The organism is Sandaracinus amylolyticus (assembly GCF_000737325.1).
Taxonomy (GTDB): domain Bacteria; phylum Myxococcota_A; class Polyangia; order Polyangiales; family Sandaracinaceae; genus Sandaracinus; species Sandaracinus amylolyticus.
Genome location: NZ_CP011125.1, coordinates 3,521,464 through 3,537,450, shown reverse-complemented (window position 1 = coordinate 3,537,450; position 15,987 = coordinate 3,521,464). Strand labels below are relative to the sequence as shown.

11 protein-coding genes are annotated in these 15,987 nt (G+C 71.5%); 4 read left to right on the top strand and 7 right to left on the bottom strand.

Features of this window, described 5'->3' with window-relative positions; genetic code table 11:
* Positions 1-24: 24 nt before the first annotated feature.
* Genes DB32_RS14895 through DB32_RS14885 form a run of 3 tightly spaced genes read right to left on the bottom strand, consistent with a single transcriptional unit; the run spans position 25 to position 3,435 of the window.
* Positions 25-1,479, bottom strand: coding sequence for an RCC1 domain-containing protein (locus DB32_RS14895; protein WP_053233127.1), 1,455 nt, complete (start codon positions 1,477-1,479; stop codon positions 25-27).
* 16 nt (positions 1,480-1,495) lie between these two features.
* Complete coding sequence (locus DB32_RS14890) at positions 1,496-3,130, bottom strand: PEGA domain-containing protein (protein ID WP_157069056.1); 1,635 nt, start codon at positions 3,128-3,130, stop codon at positions 1,496-1,498.
* Between the two features lie 35 nt (positions 3,131-3,165).
* Positions 3,166-3,435, bottom strand: a complete 270-nt coding sequence (locus DB32_RS14885) for a hypothetical protein (protein ID WP_053233125.1) — start codon at positions 3,433-3,435, stop codon at positions 3,166-3,168.
* A 116-nt stretch (positions 3,436-3,551) separates the two neighbouring features.
* Between DB32_RS14885 and DB32_RS45285 the strand changes: the two genes are divergently transcribed.
* On the top strand, positions 3,552-4,835 hold the full coding sequence (locus DB32_RS45285; protein ID WP_053233124.1) for a S1C family serine protease: 1,284 nt from the start codon (positions 3,552-3,554) through the stop codon (positions 4,833-4,835).
* Here DB32_RS45285 and DB32_RS14875 read toward each other — a convergent pair whose 3' ends face one another.
* The 3 genes from DB32_RS14875 to DB32_RS14865 form a co-directional block, all read right to left on the bottom strand.
* Positions 4,836-5,897 (bottom strand): SO2930 family diheme c-type cytochrome, encoded by a 1,062-nt coding sequence (locus DB32_RS14875; RefSeq protein WP_053233123.1) that lies wholly within the window; start codon positions 5,895-5,897, stop codon positions 4,836-4,838.
* A gap of 22 nt (positions 5,898-5,919) precedes the next feature.
* Positions 5,920-7,185 (bottom strand): parallel beta-helix domain-containing protein, encoded by a 1,266-nt coding sequence (locus DB32_RS14870; protein WP_169791452.1) that lies wholly within the window; start codon positions 7,183-7,185, stop codon positions 5,920-5,922.
* 143 nt (positions 7,186-7,328) lie between these two features.
* A complete protein-coding gene (locus DB32_RS14865) occupies positions 7,329-8,831 on the bottom strand; it encodes an anthranilate synthase component I family protein (RefSeq protein WP_053238818.1) in 1,503 nt (500 codons plus the stop codon).
* Between the two features lie 78 nt (positions 8,832-8,909).
* Here DB32_RS14865 and DB32_RS14860 point away from each other — a divergent pair, with 78 nt between their 5' ends.
* From DB32_RS14860 to DB32_RS14850, 3 genes are read left to right on the top strand one after another with little or no spacing between them, the layout of a single operon-like run.
* Entirely contained in the window at positions 8,910-10,397 is a 1,488-nt protein-coding gene (locus DB32_RS14860; protein ID WP_053233121.1) for a glycosyltransferase, read from the top strand.
* Between the two features lie 52 nt (positions 10,398-10,449).
* Positions 10,450-12,204, top strand: coding sequence for a hypothetical protein (locus DB32_RS14855; RefSeq protein WP_157069055.1), 1,755 nt, complete (start codon positions 10,450-10,452; stop codon positions 12,202-12,204).
* Between the two features lies 1 nt (position 12,205).
* Positions 12,206-14,023, top strand: a complete 1,818-nt coding sequence (locus DB32_RS14850; protein ID WP_053233119.1) for a glycosyltransferase family 39 protein — start codon at positions 12,206-12,208, stop codon at positions 14,021-14,023.
* On the opposite strand, the gene DB32_RS14845 is transcribed toward DB32_RS14850, so the two are convergent.
* The gene (locus DB32_RS14845; RefSeq protein WP_157069054.1) at positions 14,015-15,964 is read right to left on the bottom strand and encodes an ArnT family glycosyltransferase; all 1,950 of its coding nucleotides are present in this window, start codon (positions 15,962-15,964) and stop codon (positions 14,015-14,017) included. The genes DB32_RS14850 and DB32_RS14845 overlap by 9 nt on opposite strands.
* Between the last annotated feature and the right edge of the window lie 23 nt (positions 15,965-15,987).

The window sequence follows — 15,987 nt, the reverse complement described above, 5'->3', positions numbered from 1 at the left end:
AATGTACCAGCGGCGCGCGCGTCGTCACTCGGGCGCCGCGACCGGCGCGCCCGGCGCGCGTCGAGGCTCCCCGGACGTTCCGTCGCCGACCTGGCCGTGCTCGTTCCCGCCCCAGCAGACGACCGCTCCGGTCTCGAGGATCGCGCACGTGTTGCGGCTCGACGCAGCGATCGAGGCGACGTGCTCCATCGCCGGCACGGCGGGCGGGACACCGACGCGAGCGAGCGTCGTCATCCCGAGCTCGCCGGTCTCGTTGTGACCCCAGCAGCGCAAGCTCGCATCGACCAGCGCGCACGTGTGGTCGTTGCCGGTCACGAGCTCGTCCACGCCGTCGAGCTCGACGTCGACGACGGGCTCGAGCTGCTCGGTCGCGATCCCGATCCCGAGCTGGCCCCAGAAACCGCTTCCCCAGCAGACCACGCCGCCGGTCACCCGGATCGCGCAGGTGTGGGCCGCGCCGGCGCGGATCGCGGTCGCGACGAGCCCTTTCACGTCCGTCGACGGGACCCGCGGGACGAGGTTCTCGGCCGTCCCGTCGCCGAGCTGCCCCGACATGTTGTTGCCCCAACACACGACGCTCCCGGACGCGCGTCGCGCGCACGTGTGGAACCCACCCGCCGCGATCTCCACGGCGTCTTCGATCCCGACGTCGTACGGCGTCGACGCGTCGAGCCCCACGCGGCCGTCGCCGATCTGCCCGTGCACGTTGTCGCCCCAGCACACGACGCGACCGCCGGCGCGGCGCGCACAGGTATGAAAGCCGCCGGCCGCGATCTCGACGACCTCGAGCTCGCTCGCGAGGACCTCGACCGGCACGGTGCTGTACGAGAGCGTCGCGCCACCACCGAGCTGCTCGTGCGCGTTCTCGCCCCAGCACCACACCGCGCCGGAGGAGAGGCGCGCGCACGCGTGGTTCTGCCCCGCCGAGATCTCGACGACGTCGCCCACACCGATGACCGTCACCGGCGTCGCTCGCGGCACCACGGTGCCGTCGCCGAGGTTGCCGAAGTTGTTGCTGCCCCAGCAGACCACCGAGCCCGAGGCACGCAGCGCGCACATGAAGTCGAAGCCTCCGGCGAGCTCGACCGCGTCGTCGCACGTCGAGGCGCGGCACGCCCATCCGCACGCGTGCCCGCACTCGCCGCAGTGCTCCGCGGTCACGCGCGGATCGGTCTCGCACCCGGGCTCGCTCGAGCAATCGAGCGCCTGCGCGTCGCACTCGTCGACCTCGCATCCCGACGCCCCGCAGCGCGCGAGCGCGAACGGCATCGCGCGGCTCGGATCGTTGCACCACGCATCGGCGTGGGGGTCGTCGACGTCGTCGAGCTGATCGCCGTCGAGGTCGACCCCGTCGCACGCCTCGTCGTCCGCGAAGCAGCGATCGCGACGGCGCGTGTAGCCCTCCGGGCATCCGGGCGACGTGCAACTCGCGACGTGCAGCGCGACCAGGAGCGACGAGATGGCGACCCTCTTGGACATCGATGCTCCCCCCGAGCTAGAACGCGCCTCGCGCTCCGACGACGACGCGATCGCGGCTCGCCTCGACGACGACCTGCGTCGCTCCGCCGGTGGCGTCGCGCACCGCGTACACGATCGGCACCGCGATCAGCGGCGCGCTCGTCGCGATCACGATCGCTCCGCGATCGACGGCGGCCGCCGCGTCGACGCAGCGCTGATCGTGATCGGCGTCGTCGGCGCACGTGCCCGCGGTCGCGATCTCGACGATGCCGATCGCGCTGGTCGCGAGCCCGACGCCCGCGACGATCCACGACCACCAGGGCGCTCCGTCGGCTTCGATCATCAGCCACGGCAGCGCCGCGATGCCGAGCGCCGCGCCGCTCGCTGCGAAGCTCCACACCGCGTAGCGGCGGTTGAGCCACGTGTCGCGCATCGGGATGAAGTCGCGGTCGGTCGGCTGGGTCGCGTCGAGCTCGGGGCCGAGATCGACGCGCGATCCGTACGTCGCCCACGCGGCCACGAACGCCGCGACGCCGGCTCCGCCGAGCACCGATCCGATCACGTGCTCGATCGTGCGATCCGCCGGTGGAGGCGGCGTCGGATGCGGATCCCACGGCGTCATCTCGGACGCCGTCGCGCCCCGGTGGTCGCGAGATCGGCCCGCGCGCACGTCGGCGATCGCCGCAGCGACGCGCTCTGTCGTGGCACGCGCCGACGCGATCACGCGCTGCGCGACGACGTCGACGCGATCGACGTGCAACGTCGAGCCGCGCGCCTCGACGAGCCAGACCTCGCGGGCGTCGAAGGACGTCGCGAGCCGGATCGCATCGTCGAACCGGTGCGCGTCGGCGTCGGCGCGATCTCGGTACGCGAGCGCGAGCACGCCGTCGCTCCGCACCGCGCGCTCGAACCGCGCATCGACGTGGAGCGGCGACGCGCCCTCCCCCGCGATCACACGGTGGACGCGGCCTCGCTCGTCGCCGCACTCGACCTGCACGCGGAGCTCGCCCGGCGCGAGGCGCTCGCTCGCCCACGGCGTCCGTCCGACCTCGATGCCGTGCACGCGCACGATGCACCCGGCGGGCTCGCTCTCGACGCGCAGCGCGCCGCGCGGTGCGCGCTCGAGCTCGGCGTCGAGACGCGCGAGCAGCTCGACGACCTCGGGCGGATGTCGATACGGGCTCGGCGCTCCCCGCGGGATCAGCGCGCGGCACGCGCGCGCACGCGATTCCGCGCTGTCGTCGTGCGTCTCGAGCCTCGCACGCACGTCGTCGAGGCACGTGTCGAGCACCTGCCGCACGCGCTCGGGATCACGGCCGAGCTCGACCACGTGCTGCTCCGCGATCGCCATCCCCTCGGCGAGCGCCTCACGCGCGGCGGCGTGCTCCGCGAGGGCGAGCATGCGCACGGCATCGCGCGACCGGGACAGCCATCGATCGAGCTCCTCGGTCGTCGGCGCGGGCGGCGGCGTCGACGCGCGCGCTTCGTATCTCGCCCACGCCTCGTCGAGCGGGAGCGCGCCGATCTCCCGCGCGATCACCGCCGCCGCGGCGCTCGGTGGATCCGCGCCGATCGTCACCGGCACCACGAGGCTCGCGCGCGCCTGGCCGGAGCCCTTCGTAGGCCAGAGCGCGATCGCGATCACCACCACCAGGCCGAGAGCGCGCGTCACGGAAGGTGCGGGCGTGTAGCACGTGTCATCTTGCCTCAGCAATCACTGTCGCCGCGCACCTCCGGCTCCGGGAGCGTGGGCAGCGCGATCACCATCAGCGGTCCGATGCCGAGCCCGAGCACCGCGCAGAAGATCCCGAGCCACCGCGGATAGCCCTTCGCGCGCGCGACGCTCACGCACGCGACCACGGCGAGCGCCCACGACGCCGGCACGACGAGGAACGCGAGCGCGCTCTCGCGCGCGCTGAGCGCGGCCGCGCCGATCTGCACCGCGAGCGCGAGCCAAGCGAGAGACGACACGGACACGCCGGCGAGCGTAGCGCGTCGATCGCCATCCTCGACTGGCACCTTCGACGCTCGCGACCGCCTCGCTCCGGACCGCGCGTGGAGCGTCCACCCGGCGCGTCTACATCGATGCGACGATGCAGTCGCGCGCACTCCTCCTCACCGTCGCGCTGATCGGCGCGCCGTCGGTGCTCGTCGCCGGGCTCGCGTCCGCGCAGGACGCGCCGCCTCCACCGGTCGAGACGCCGCCTCCACCGGTCGAGACGCCGCCTCCACCGGTCGAGACGCCACCTCCGCCGACGCCGCCCGAGACCGTCGCGATGCCCGCGACGACGTGCGCCGCGCAGGCCCACACGCGCGCTCGCGACTCGGTCGTGCACGTCGAGAGCGGCGGTCGCTCGGGCGCGGGCGTGCTCGTCGTCGACTCGCGGCACGTCGTCAGCGTGCTGCGCATCGTCGAGCAGGGGCACGACATCACCGTCACCGACGGACAGGGCAACCGTCGTCGCGCGCGCATCGTGCTCACGGCGGGCTCCGACGAGCTCGTGATGCTCGAGCTCGACGCGCCGCTGCCCGGCACGGCGCTTCCGATCGCGCCGTGGGACGTCGTGGCCGTGGGCATGCCGGTCGTGCTCGTGGGCGCGCCCCCGAGCGAAGGGCCGCGCTTCCTGCCCGAGACGTTCCGCGGGACGCTGCCTTGGGCGGTCAGCGAAGGGGTCGTCGCGTCACGCGGCGAGCGCGCGATCCAGACCGACGCGCGCATCTCGACCATGCGCGGCAGCCCGATCGTCACCTGCGCGGGCGAGGTCGTCGCGATCCTCGGCCCCGCGCACGAACGTCCGATGGGCCCGACGGTGCACTCGATGCCCGCCGTGCCCGCGCTCGTCGATCTCACGTCGCGCCTCGACAGCCCGGAGGGCTACGGCGGACGGTGGAACCTCACGGGCGGCCTCGCGCTCGGCGCGGTCTACGAAGATCCCGACTGGCTCTGGGGCGGCACACTGATGATCGGCCTCGTCGGGCTCGACGCGTTCGTGCTCGTCGGCCGCGCGTCGTACTTCTTCTCCGACTTCGAGCCGACCGGCAGCGACGTCGCGTCGGTGAACAAGGATCGCATCCGCGGCGACGCGTACGTGGGCTGGCGGCAGATCCTCGTCTTCGGCCGCATGGCGATGCACTTCGAGCTCGCGCTCGGCGCGTCGGTCACGCGCTGGAGCCGCGAGGCGCGCATCGCGGAGATCGTCGACGAGGGCACGGGCCCGGTCGTGCGTTGGCGAGAAGAGGAGACCGAGGACTGGTCGGTGCGCCCGATGGCCGTGATCAACCTGATGCACGGCCCGATGCTGCTCTCGTACACGCTCGAGTACGACGTCGACAGAGAGCACTTCATGCATCTCTTCAACGTCGGCGCGCGCTTCTGATCACTCGCTGAAGCCGCAGTCGTCCGGGGGCATCGCCGCGATCCAGCGGCGGATCAGCTCCACGCCTTCCGTGTGCGCGAGCACCGTGGGGAGCTCGGGCATCTTCACGCCCGCCTCCGTGCTCTCCATGCGGCACACCATCATCGATGCGTCGGGACTGCCCGGCTGGATCACCGCGCGGCCGAAGTCGCAGCCGCCCGAGACCGTGATCTTGCAGACGCCGAGGTGCCCTCGGTCCATCGCCTCGATCTCGAGGAACAGCCCGCTCTGGTCCGCCGGCCCGCCGTCGCGATGGCAGTGCGAGCAGTTCGAGTGGAGGTACGAGCGCGCGGCGGAGTCGAGCTCCTCGAACGTCGCGTCGGGATCGTTCCGCACCGCGTCGTAGTCGATGATCACGTCGTCGGCCGCGGGGCGCTGCTCGAGCCATCCCGCCTCGACGAGATGATCGATCTGGTTCTCCTCGCCACCGGCGTACCCGTGGGCGCGATCCATCTGCGCGGTGCGCGGGCCGAGCGGGCGCAGCCGCAGACCGTCGCTCGAGCGATGACAGTTGCTGCACTGCGTGTGGCTCGGCACGCGGTAGTCGAGCTCGACGGTCTCGCCCTCGGCGTCGACGAACGAGACGGGCACGATGCGCCCGGCGGGCGTGAGGTACGCCTCGCTCGTGTCGTCGTTCCAGATGTAGACCTCGGGCCGCCAGCGATCCTCTTCGCGGATCAGCAGGCGCGTCTCGATGATGCGCTCGCCGAGCGACGGATCGCGCGCGTCGATGGGGAACCCGAACGTCTTCACGAGGATCGTGCCGACCGGGAACTCCCAGTAGCCGTCGTCGCGCACCGTGATGCGCTCGCCCTCGGGCACCTGGATGAAGCGATGCTTGCTCGCGTAGTCGGAGAAGAGCGGCGCGACGATCTCGTACGGCTCGACGCCCTCGCTCGGCGTCTGCGTGCGCGCGTCGGCGAAGAGGCCGCGCGTCGAGATCGGAGCACCACTCTCACCGCCCGAGCCGTCACAGCTCGCGAGCAGCGCCATCACCACCAGGATCGAGAACGAGCGCTTCACGACGTCACCACCTCGCGCGGGATCAGAACTCGGGATCGATCGTCATCCCGGTGCACGTGACCGGAGCGCGATCGGTCGACTGCACGGCGAACGGCGGGTCCGACGTGCTCGTCGGATCGCTGTCGATCACCGCCATGCGATAGCTGCCGCCGTCGTCGATGCAGAGCACGTCGCCGGCCTCCATGCCCTCGCGCATCATGCCGTCCCAGACGATGTCCTCGACGGTCGAGCCCGGCGGATCCTGCGACCCGGGGATCAGGAGGATCGCGGACGCCGGCATCTGGCCGTTGTTCGAGTACGTGTTGTCGTGGAGATAGATGCTCTCCGGGAAGAAGTCGTACTCCGCGTCGTCCGGGACCGGCGCGCCGAGCGCGATCGGCACCACGTACGAGACGACCGCCACGCCCGTGCTGACGTTGCCGGTGATCGTGTTGTCGTGCGCCTCGACCTCGTTCGCCGCGAGGATCATCAGGCCGATGCCGGGCGGCACGAGCGCGATGATGCCGACGTCCGACGGCGCGAAGTTCTCTTCGCTGTTGTCGACGATCTCGTTGTGGTGCACGAGCGTGCGGCTGCCCTGACGCTCGAGGCCCGGCAGCTCGAACACGAGGATGCCCGCGCTGTTGTTGCGCGCGACGTTGTTGTGGACCTCGCAGTTCGTCGAGTTCTCGATCTCGATGCCCGCGACGTTCCCGTGCGCGACGTTGTTGCGCACGATGCAGCGATCGGTCTGACCGACGTAGATGCCGGCGTCGACGCTGCCGAACGCTTCGCTGTCCTCGACGATGACGTGCGACGACTGGACGGGATAGAGCGCGTACCGGCCGTGCTCGGCGGGCGCGCGGAGATCGGTCCAGCCCGCGCTCACGTTGCGGATCGTGACGAAGTCCGAGTCGGTGATGAAGACGTCGTTCGCCGCGGCGTCGACCACGCGCATGTTCGCGATGGTGAAGTTCGTCATCGAGCTCGCGTTGATGCCGCTGTTGCCGGTGCCCATCCCCGCGAAGTTCAGCAGCACGTCCTCGCGCTCCGCGCCGGTGCCGCGGATCGTGATGTCGGCCTTGTCGGAGATGGTCACGCCGTCGTCGAACTCGTACGTGCCCGGGGTGAAGCAGAGCACGTCGCCGTCGACGGCTTCCTCGAACATCGTCTGCACGTTCGCGCGCGCGTCGCCGCCGGGATCGACCCAACGATCGCATCCCTCGGGCGGCCCATCGTCGCCACCGCACGCCGCGAGCCCGAGCGTGAGCCCGAGCACCACACGTGTGACCACCTTCGTTCCAGTCATCGCCATCCCAGTCCCTCCGAAGTGGCGGCGACGATCGCACGAAACGCGCCCGTAGAGAACGAACGGCGAACGAGACGGCGTGCAATCGCGTGCACGTCATCTCGATCGTGGGTGTGCAGCGGACTGCACGCCCCCGGCGCGGATCAGCCCTTCGCGGCCTCGATCGCGGCGAGCGCGGCGCGCGCTTTGTTGACCGTCTCGTCGTACTCGAGCTCCGGAACGCTCGCCTCGACGAGGCCCGCGCCGGCCTGGACGCGCAGCTCGCCGCCCTGCTCGACGACCGTCCGGATCGCGATCGCGACGTCCATGTTGCCGCTCCACGAGAGGTACCCGACCGCGCCGCCGTAGATGCCGCGCGGCTCGGGCTCGAGCGCGTCGATGATCTGCATCGCGCGTACCTTCGGCGCGCCGCTGAGCGTGCCCGCCGGGAACGTCGCGCCGAGCAGATCGAGCGCGTCGCGGCCGGGCTCGAGCTCGCCGACGACGTTCGACGTCGTGTGCATCACGTGGCTGTATCGCTCGATCACCATCTTCTCGGTGAGCCGTACGGTGCCCGGCCGGCAGACGCGACCCAGATCGTTGCGGCCGAGATCGACGAGCATCACGTGCTCGGCGCGCTCCTTCGGATCCGCGAGCAGCTCCTCGGCGGCGCGCGCGTCGTCCTCCTCCGTCGCGCCGCGACGGCGCGTGCCGGCGATCGGCCGTACCTCGGCGCGGCCGTGCTCGAGGCGCACCAGCGTCTCCGGGCTCGCGCCCGCGATGCGGCACTCCTGGAAGCGCAGGAAGAACATGTACGGCGACGGATTGATCGCGCGCATCGCGCGGTAGACGTCGAAGGGATCGACACCGTCGCTCGGCACGCGGAACCGCTGCGAGACGACCACCTGGAAGATGTCGCCCGCGCGGATGTGCTCCTTCGCCTGCTCGACCGCGGCGCAGAAGCGATCGTGATCGAACGAGCTCGCGGGCAGCGGGCGATCGTGACGCGGCGGGCCAGGCGGGCTCATCGGGCGCAGCGACACGTTGCGCTGCATGCGCGCGATCACGCCGTCGATGCGCGCGAGCGCGTCGTCGTACGCGGCGCGCGCGTCGGGGACGTCGGAGCGCACGGGAAGCACGACGCGGGCGGTCTGCTTGAGCGAGTCGAAGATCACGATCGGACCGCCGATCGCGTACGAGAAGTCCCACTCCTCCGCGGGTCGGCGGTCGTCCTTGCGCAGCGCGCTCGGCTCGAACGCGCGCACCGCGTCGTACGCGACGTAGCCCACCGCGCCGCCCCAGAAGCGCGGCAGCCACGGCACTTCGGGCGCGCGGTACTGCGCGAGCGTCGCGCGCAGCTCCTTCCACGGATCGACGCCGGTCCTGGTCTCGACGCGGCCCCCGCTGAGCGAGCCGCTACGGATTTCGTAGCGGTCGCCGCGACCGCGCACGCGCAGATCGGGATCGAACCCGACGAACGAGTAGCGCGCCCATTTCTCGCCGCCGACGACGCTCTCGAGCAAGTAGCTGCCTTCGCCGCCGCCGAGCGCCGCGTACGCGGCGACCGGAGTGAGCGTGTCGGCGAGCACTTCGCGCGTGACGGGAACGATCGATGACTCGCGCCGGAGCGCGACGAACTCCTCGAACGACGGGCGTGCGGGTCCCATGACGAGGTGCGTCATAACACGACGCGCTGTCCGCGACTCCCCGTCGTGAGCCTGGGTGATGGGCCTACGTCGACCTCCATGGGCCTCATCTCGGACGTGGAGATCGGCGCCGTTTCGCTCGACCGCTTCGTCCCGGTGCTCGGGCCGGAGCGCGTGGCGACGACGCTCGGGATCGCCGCCTCGGTGCGCGAGAAGCTGCACGGCGGCGCGGTGTGGAACGTGAACTCGACCGCGGTGGGCGGCGGCGTCGCGGAGATGCTGCCGCCGCTGCTCGCGTACGCGCGCGGCATGCAGATCGATGCGCGGTGGGTCGTGATCCACGGCGAGCACGACTTCTTCGTGCTCACGAAGCGCGTCCACCACGCGCTGCACGGGAGCGTGGGCGAAGGCGGGCCGCCGCACGAGGTCGACCGCGCGCTCTACGAGGCGACGTGCACCGCGAACGCGTCGGAGCTCGCGCTGCGGCTCGGTCCGGGCGACGTCGTGATCCTCCACGACCCGCAGACCGCGGGCATGGCGCCGCACCTCATCGATCGCGGCGCGCGCGTGATCTGGCGCTGTCACATCGGCGCCGACGTGCGCACGCCCGAGGTCGACCAGGGCTGGGCGTTCCTGCGCCCGTACCTCGAGCGCGTGCCGGTGCTGGTCTTCTCGCGTCGCGAGTACGTGCCGCGCGATCTCGACGGGCCGCGGGTGCGCATCATCCAGCCCTCGATCGATGCGTTCTCGCCGAAGAACGAGGACATGGACGTCGACGTCGTGCGGGCGATCCTCGCGCACGTCGGCGTGCTCTCGGGGCCGTGCCCGGATCGCGCGTCGCCGGTGTACACGCGGCGCGACGGATCGCCGGCGCGCGTCGAGCGCGTGGCCGACATCGTGCGCGCCGGGCCGGCGCCCGACGTCGACGTGCCGCTCGTGGTGCAGGTCTCGCGGTGGGACCCGCTGAAGGACATGCACGGCGTCATGTGCGGGTTCGCGAAGCTGATCGCGAGCGGTCGCGCGGGCGACTCGGCGCTCGTTCTCGCCGGTCCGAACGTGCACGCGGTCGCCGACGATCCCGAGGGGCCGCGCGTCTATCACGACGTGCTCGACGGCTGGTACAAGCTGCCGCCCTCGGCGCGGGCGCGCATCACGCTCGCGATGCTGCCGACCGCCGACGTCGACGAGAACGCGGCGATCGTGAACGCGCTGCAGCGCCACGGTGAGATCGTCGTGCAGAAGAGCCTGCACGAGGGCTTCGGGCTCACGGTGACCGAGGCGATGTGGAAGTCGCGCACCGTGATCGCGACGCGCACGGGCGGCATCCAGGATCAGATCGTCCAGGGCGAGAGCGGCATCATGATCGACGACGCGCTCGACCTCGACGCGTTCGCGAACGCGCTCGCGGGGCTGGTCTCCGATCCCGATCGCCGCCGGCGCATGGGCGCGGCGGCGAGGGCGCGCGCGACGGAGCACTTCCTCGGCATCCGCCATCTGCTCGACTACGCGGCGGTGATCGACGAGATGCTGAGCGCCACCGCGGCGCCCGCGCGCACCGTGGATCAGAGCGCGGGCGCCATCGCCTGACGCGCGCGCACGGGCTCGCGCGTCGACTCCGGTGCACTACACTCGCGCCCCCGTGCTCTCCCCCCGTGCCCGTCGTGCTCTCGGCCTCGCGTTCGTGGGGCTCGTGTGCGGGCTCGGGTTCTGGTCCCCAGCGTTCCTCGCGTGGGATCGATCCGGCTGGGGCGACTGGCAGCAGTTCCACCACTGGTGGGAGATCGGCGTCGTCTCGATCCGACGCTGGGGCGAGTGGCCGTTCTGGGATCCGCATCACTGCGGCGGCGTCTCGCAGTGGGGCCAACCGCAGGCGCAGAACTGGTCGCCGCTCTACCTGTTGCTCGCGGTGCCGTTCGGCACGGTGGTCGGTCACAAGCTGTTCATCCTCGTGCACCACGTGATCGGCTTCACCGGCCTCTACGTGCTCGCGCGGCAGGAGGAGAAGCTGCGGAGGCCGGGCGCGCTGCTCGCCGCGATCGTGTGGACGTCGAGCGGCTTCGCGGCGTGGCACTTCGCAGGTGGCCACTCGACGTTCCTCGCTTTCCTCTACTACCCGTGGCTGATCTACTGTTGGCGGCGCGCGGACCGCGACGTCCGCTGGGCCGCCGCGGTCGCGGCGATCATGGCGGAGCTGCTGCTCGAGGGCGGCCACTACCCGTTCCCGTACGCCGTCGTCGTGCTCGGGTTCGACAGCCTGATGCGGCTGCGGCGTCGCAACGCGTGGCCGCTCGTGCGCACGATGATCGTCGCCGGCGTGCTGACCGGGCTGCTCGGTGCGATGCGCTGGGTGCCGATTCTCATCGCGATGTCGCGTCACCCGCGGCCCATCGAGGACACGGATCGCATCCGCTTCGACGAGGTCGTCGAGATGTGGACCGCGCGCGAGCACGCGTGGCGGTGGGACGGGCACGAGTGGGTCTGGGCCGAGTACGGCACGTACGTCGGCTGGTCCGTGCTCGCGCTGTGCGTGATCGGGATCGCGCTGGCGCTGCGTCGCCGGCACCTCTACCCCGTCGCGGGCGCGCTCTTCTTCCTCGCGTTCAGCATGGGCTATCACGGGCCGCTCTGGCCCTCGTCGCTCCTGCACGCGCTGCCGTTCTTCTCGAACCTGCACCTGCCCTCGCGATGGCAGGTCGTGTGCACGATGTTCATGGCGCTGCTCGCGGGGCGCGTCGTCAGCTCGCTCGACGCGACGCTCTCCGCGTGGCGCTTCCATCGCGACTTCGATTGGATCCGGCCGCTCGCGCCCTGGGCGCTCACGCTCGCGATCGCGCTCGATCTCTACGTCGTCGGCCTCACGATCACGGATCGTTGGGACGGCGAGCCGCTCGGGACGCGCGCCGTCGAGACGCCGCACCTCGTGCGCACGCATCGTTATCTCGACGAGTTCGCCGACTATCCGAGCCGCAACGTCGGCACGATGGAGTGCTACGACGCGGTGCCGTGGCATCGCTCGCGCTCGCTGTGGACCGGCGAGGTCCCGCAGGTGCGCATCGTCGATGCCGAGAGCGGCGAGACGCGCGACGGCGACGTCCTGCACGGCTACGGCCGCACCAACCATCGCGCGTGGGCGGACGTGACGCTCGGCGCGCCGGGACGCGTGATCTTCAATCAGAACTACGAGCAGCAGTGGGTCAGCTCGATCGGCACGGTGGTCGACGACGATCTGCGGCTCGCGGTCGATCTCCCCGCGGGGCGTCATCGCGTCGAGGTGCGCTTCGCACCGGACGACCTGCCGTGGTCCGTCGTCGCGAGCGCGCTCGGTGCGTTCGGCTGTCTGATCGTCGTCGCGCGCCCCTGGCGACGGGCTCGCGCGCCGCGCGCGACACCGTGAGATGAGAGCACCGCGCGCAACCGCGGCGAGCGCGCGCCTGGCGGCGATCATCATCGTCCTCTCGACGTTGCTCGGAGGCGCCGCGCGGCTCGTCACCGTGACGTGGGGGTCGCCGTTCCTGTTCCATCCGGACGAGCGCGGATTCGTGATGTGGGAGGCCGCGGGCATCGAGTGGCGCGGCCTGGTGCACGACGACTGGCGCCCACGCACGACGACCTACGGTCCGCTGATGTACGAGCTCGCGATCGGGCTCAAGTGGACCTTCCTCGGCGGGATCGACGAGGCGCGACGCGAGGCCGCGCAGTACGGCGACGAGTGGGCCTACGTCACCGCCGCGAACGAGCGCTGGCGCGAGGGCGAGCCGTTCTCGTTCCTGCGCTGGACGCACCTCGTGCGCGCCGCGGGCGCGATCGGATCGGCGCTCGCGATTCTGCTGATGGGGCTCGCGGCGTGGCGCCTCTCGGGCCCGCGCGCGGGCGCGATCACCGCCGTGCTCACCGCGTCGTCGGCAGGGCTCGTCCAGGCATCGCACTACGCGACGACGGACAGCCTCCTGATCGTGCAGATCGCGATGCTGCTGCACGCGTCGGCGCTGCTGGCGCGCGCTCGATCGACGTGGCCCGCGATCTACGCAGGGCTCGCGCTCGGCGCGATGGCGGCCACGAAGATGACCGGCCTGCTCCTGCTCGCCGTCGTGCCGATCGCGATCGCATCGAGCGGCGCGGGCGAAGGCGCGCTGCGCAGTGATCGCGCGATCGCGTGGCGCGTCGTGCCGCGCCTCGCCGCGGCGATGACGACGCGACGCTTCGTGATCGTCGTCGTCGTGATGCTCGCGGTGTACGCGGTGCTCTGCCCGTGGGCGATCGTCGATCGCGACGCGTACTTCGACGTGCCGGAGCACCTCAGCGGGCGCGGCGTGCTCCTCCAGCAGTATCGAGACAGCGAGTACGGCTTCTACGACTGGCGTTATCCGTTCAACGGCACGCCGCGCTACCTCTATCAGCTCACGCACGTGCTGCCGTACGCGCTCGGCGTCCCGGTGATGCTCGCGGGCATCGCGGGGCTGCTGCGCGGGCTCCGGCGCGACGCGACCGTCGACGCGCGCATCGCGCTCGCCGCGGCGCTCCCGACGTTCCTGCTCGTCGGCTCGTGGGGCGTGAAGACGATCCGCTACGCGCTACCCATCGTGCCCGGGCTGGTGCTCGCGGCCGGTGTCCTCCTCGCTCGCGCGCTCGATCGCGGCGCAGTCGTGCGCGCGATCGCCGCGCTCGTGCTCGCCGCGGGGATCGCGCGCGGCGTCGCGTTCACGGGGATGTTCCTGCACGACGATCCGCGCGTCCTCGCGGGCCGCTGGTTGCTCGAGCGGCTCGAGCCCGGCGACACGATCGTCGTGGATCCCGAAGGCTCGTACACCGCTCCGCTCGGCGCGAACGAAGACGGCGTCGGCGTCGATCGCACGGCGATCCCGGGCGTCCGTGTGCGCCGGCTGTGGCAGTCGCGCCCGACCGACGTGCCATCCCACGTGGACTCGATGCTGCGCGACGCGCGCTTCGTGGTCGTCGGCGAGCTCTATCGCCGTCGCGGCATGCATCCCGAGAGCCCGTGGCGCGCGCCCGCGCACGCGCGCTTCTATCGCGCGCTGTTCGACGGCGAGACCGGGTTCGAGCTCGTCGCGACGTTCCCGCGGGCGCCCTCGTTCGGTCCGTTCCGCTGGGACGAGTCGGACGCCGAGGCGTTCGCCGTCGCGTTCGATCACATGCCGGTGTACGTGTTCGAGCGTCGCGGCGAGTACCGGAGCCCCTTCGCGCCTTCACGGTGACTCGGCGGTCGGCTCCGCGTGACGCGCGGCGCGCCACGCACGACGACGCTCCGCGACCTCGCGCAGATGCGGCGCTTCACGCTCCTGCGGCGTCGGGTGCACGTCGAGGAACTCGAGCGTCCCGAAGCCGACCCAGCCACCCACCACGCGCATCCGGATCTCGACGATGCCCTGGTGCTCGCCCCGAACGGGCACGCGCAGCTCGCGCTCATCGGGATCGATGCGGAACGATCCGAGGTCCTCGTCGTCGATCGCGAGCCACACGTGCACCGGCCCGGTCGCGTCGTCGGGCCGCGCGACCGTGAATCGCATCGCGCCGATCTCGGGCCAGCTGATCGGCACGATCATGCGCGCGTACTGCGCGCGGACGCCGCGGACGCGCCGGCCGCGCACGGTGCGCACGTCCTCCTCGAACCCGACGAGCAGCTCCTGGTGCCGCTCGACGAAGTCGAACGTCGCGTCCTCGGGCCTGCGACGAAGCGTCAGCCAGTCGTGGAGGAAGAGCTCCTGCGCGCCCGCGAAGTCCCACACGCGCGGCGACACGCCGTAGCGAAGCGCGAACGGGATCGATCCGGGCCACGCGAGCGGATTGCCGACGTGCTCCCAGAGCGGTCGCGTCACGCGCCCCCAGACGTCGTGCCACATGCGATCCGAGCGATGCGCGAGATCGAGGCGCGTCGCGGTCGCGACCGCGACCTGCGTCCCGGTCGACCACGCGCCGAGCGCGACGATCACGACCGTGGCGAGCGCCACGAGGCCCACGCCCGGCCGCTGGCGTTGGGCTCGCACGACGCGCTCCGCGACCGCCGCGATCCCGATCGCGAACGGCACGAGCACAGAGTCGAAGCGCCGGCCCGGGAACCCGATCGCGCCCCACCAGTCGAACACGCTCGCGTTGACGTACGTCATCGCGGCGACGAGGAGCAGCAGCGGCAGACCGAGCGAGCGCGTCCTCCGCTGCCACGCGAGCATCACGAGCCCGATCAGCGCGAGGTACAGGATCGGGTTCCACACGAGGAGCCCGTTCGTCGTGGAGAAGAGGATCTGCACGATGCGCGGCGCGCCCCAGCGCAGGTACTGGCGCCCCTGCGGCAGGAAGAAGAGCTCTCCCTGGCTGTCCCACCACTGCAGCATCTGCGGCGCGAACACCAGCAGCGTCGCGGCGACGTACACGACGCCCATGCCGACGAGACGCGCGAGCGCACGACGATCCCCTGCGCGCAACGTGACGTACGCGCGCTCGAGCCAGAGACAGAGCGGCAGGATCGCGAGCACGCCGTTCTGTGGGCGCGTCAGCATCGCGAGCCCGGTCGCGGCGCCCATCCACACCCAGCCCCAGCGCGATGGTGTCCGCCGCTCGCGATCCCACACCCAGACCGCGAGCCCGCCGGTGCACGCCGACGCGGCGTGCCCGTACGACAGGAGCATCGTCGTGTAGTACGAGAGCGGGCTCATCACGCCGATCGCGACGGCGGCGAAGAGCGCGGCGCTCTCTCCGAACGCGCGTCGCGCGACGAGGTACGCGAGCACCACCGTCAGGAAGCCGGCGAGGAGCGAGCCGTGCACCGCGCGCTCGGCGAGCGGACCGATGCAGCCGTTCGCGTAGCGCGGATCGCGGTGATGGAGCGCCGGGTGATCCGTCGCGACGTCGAAGAGCAGGATCGGGATCCAGAACAGCGACGGCCCCGGGTTCCACTGGTTGATGACGTCGCCCTGGTCCGTGTGCGCGAGGCCCCAGGGATCGTCGCACAGGCGGTAATCGGCCTCGAAGTCGACGTCCCGATCGAAGACGATCGAGCGCGCCCAGAGCCACGTGTAGTACCCGTCGCCGTGCACGCCGGCGTTCATCGGTTCGACGATCGCGAGCACGACGAGCCACACGAACGTGCCGGCGAGGACCCACCGCGCTCCACGCGAGGGCAGACGAACCGGGGACCGCACGGCCCCTTTGGACCACGCGCTCG

Coding starts and splice junctions, on each gene's coding strand:
- DB32_RS14870 (WP_169791452.1), bottom strand. CDS start 7,185: ATGACTGGAACGAAGGTGGTCACACGTGTGGTGCTCGGGCTCACGCTC.
- DB32_RS45285 (WP_053233124.1), top strand. CDS start 3,552: ATGCAGTCGCGCGCACTCCTCCTCACCGTCGCGCTGATCGGCGCGCCG.
- DB32_RS14895 (WP_053233127.1), bottom strand. CDS start 1,479: ATGTCCAAGAGGGTCGCCATCTCGTCGCTCCTGGTCGCGCTGCACGTC.
- DB32_RS14850 (WP_053233119.1), top strand. CDS start 12,206: ATGAGAGCACCGCGCGCAACCGCGGCGAGCGCGCGCCTGGCGGCGATC.
- DB32_RS14865 (WP_053238818.1), bottom strand. CDS start 8,831: ATGGGACCCGCACGCCCGTCGTTCGAGGAGTTCGTCGCGCTCCGGCGC.
- DB32_RS14860 (WP_053233121.1), top strand. CDS start 8,910: ATGGGCCTCATCTCGGACGTGGAGATCGGCGCCGTTTCGCTCGACCGC.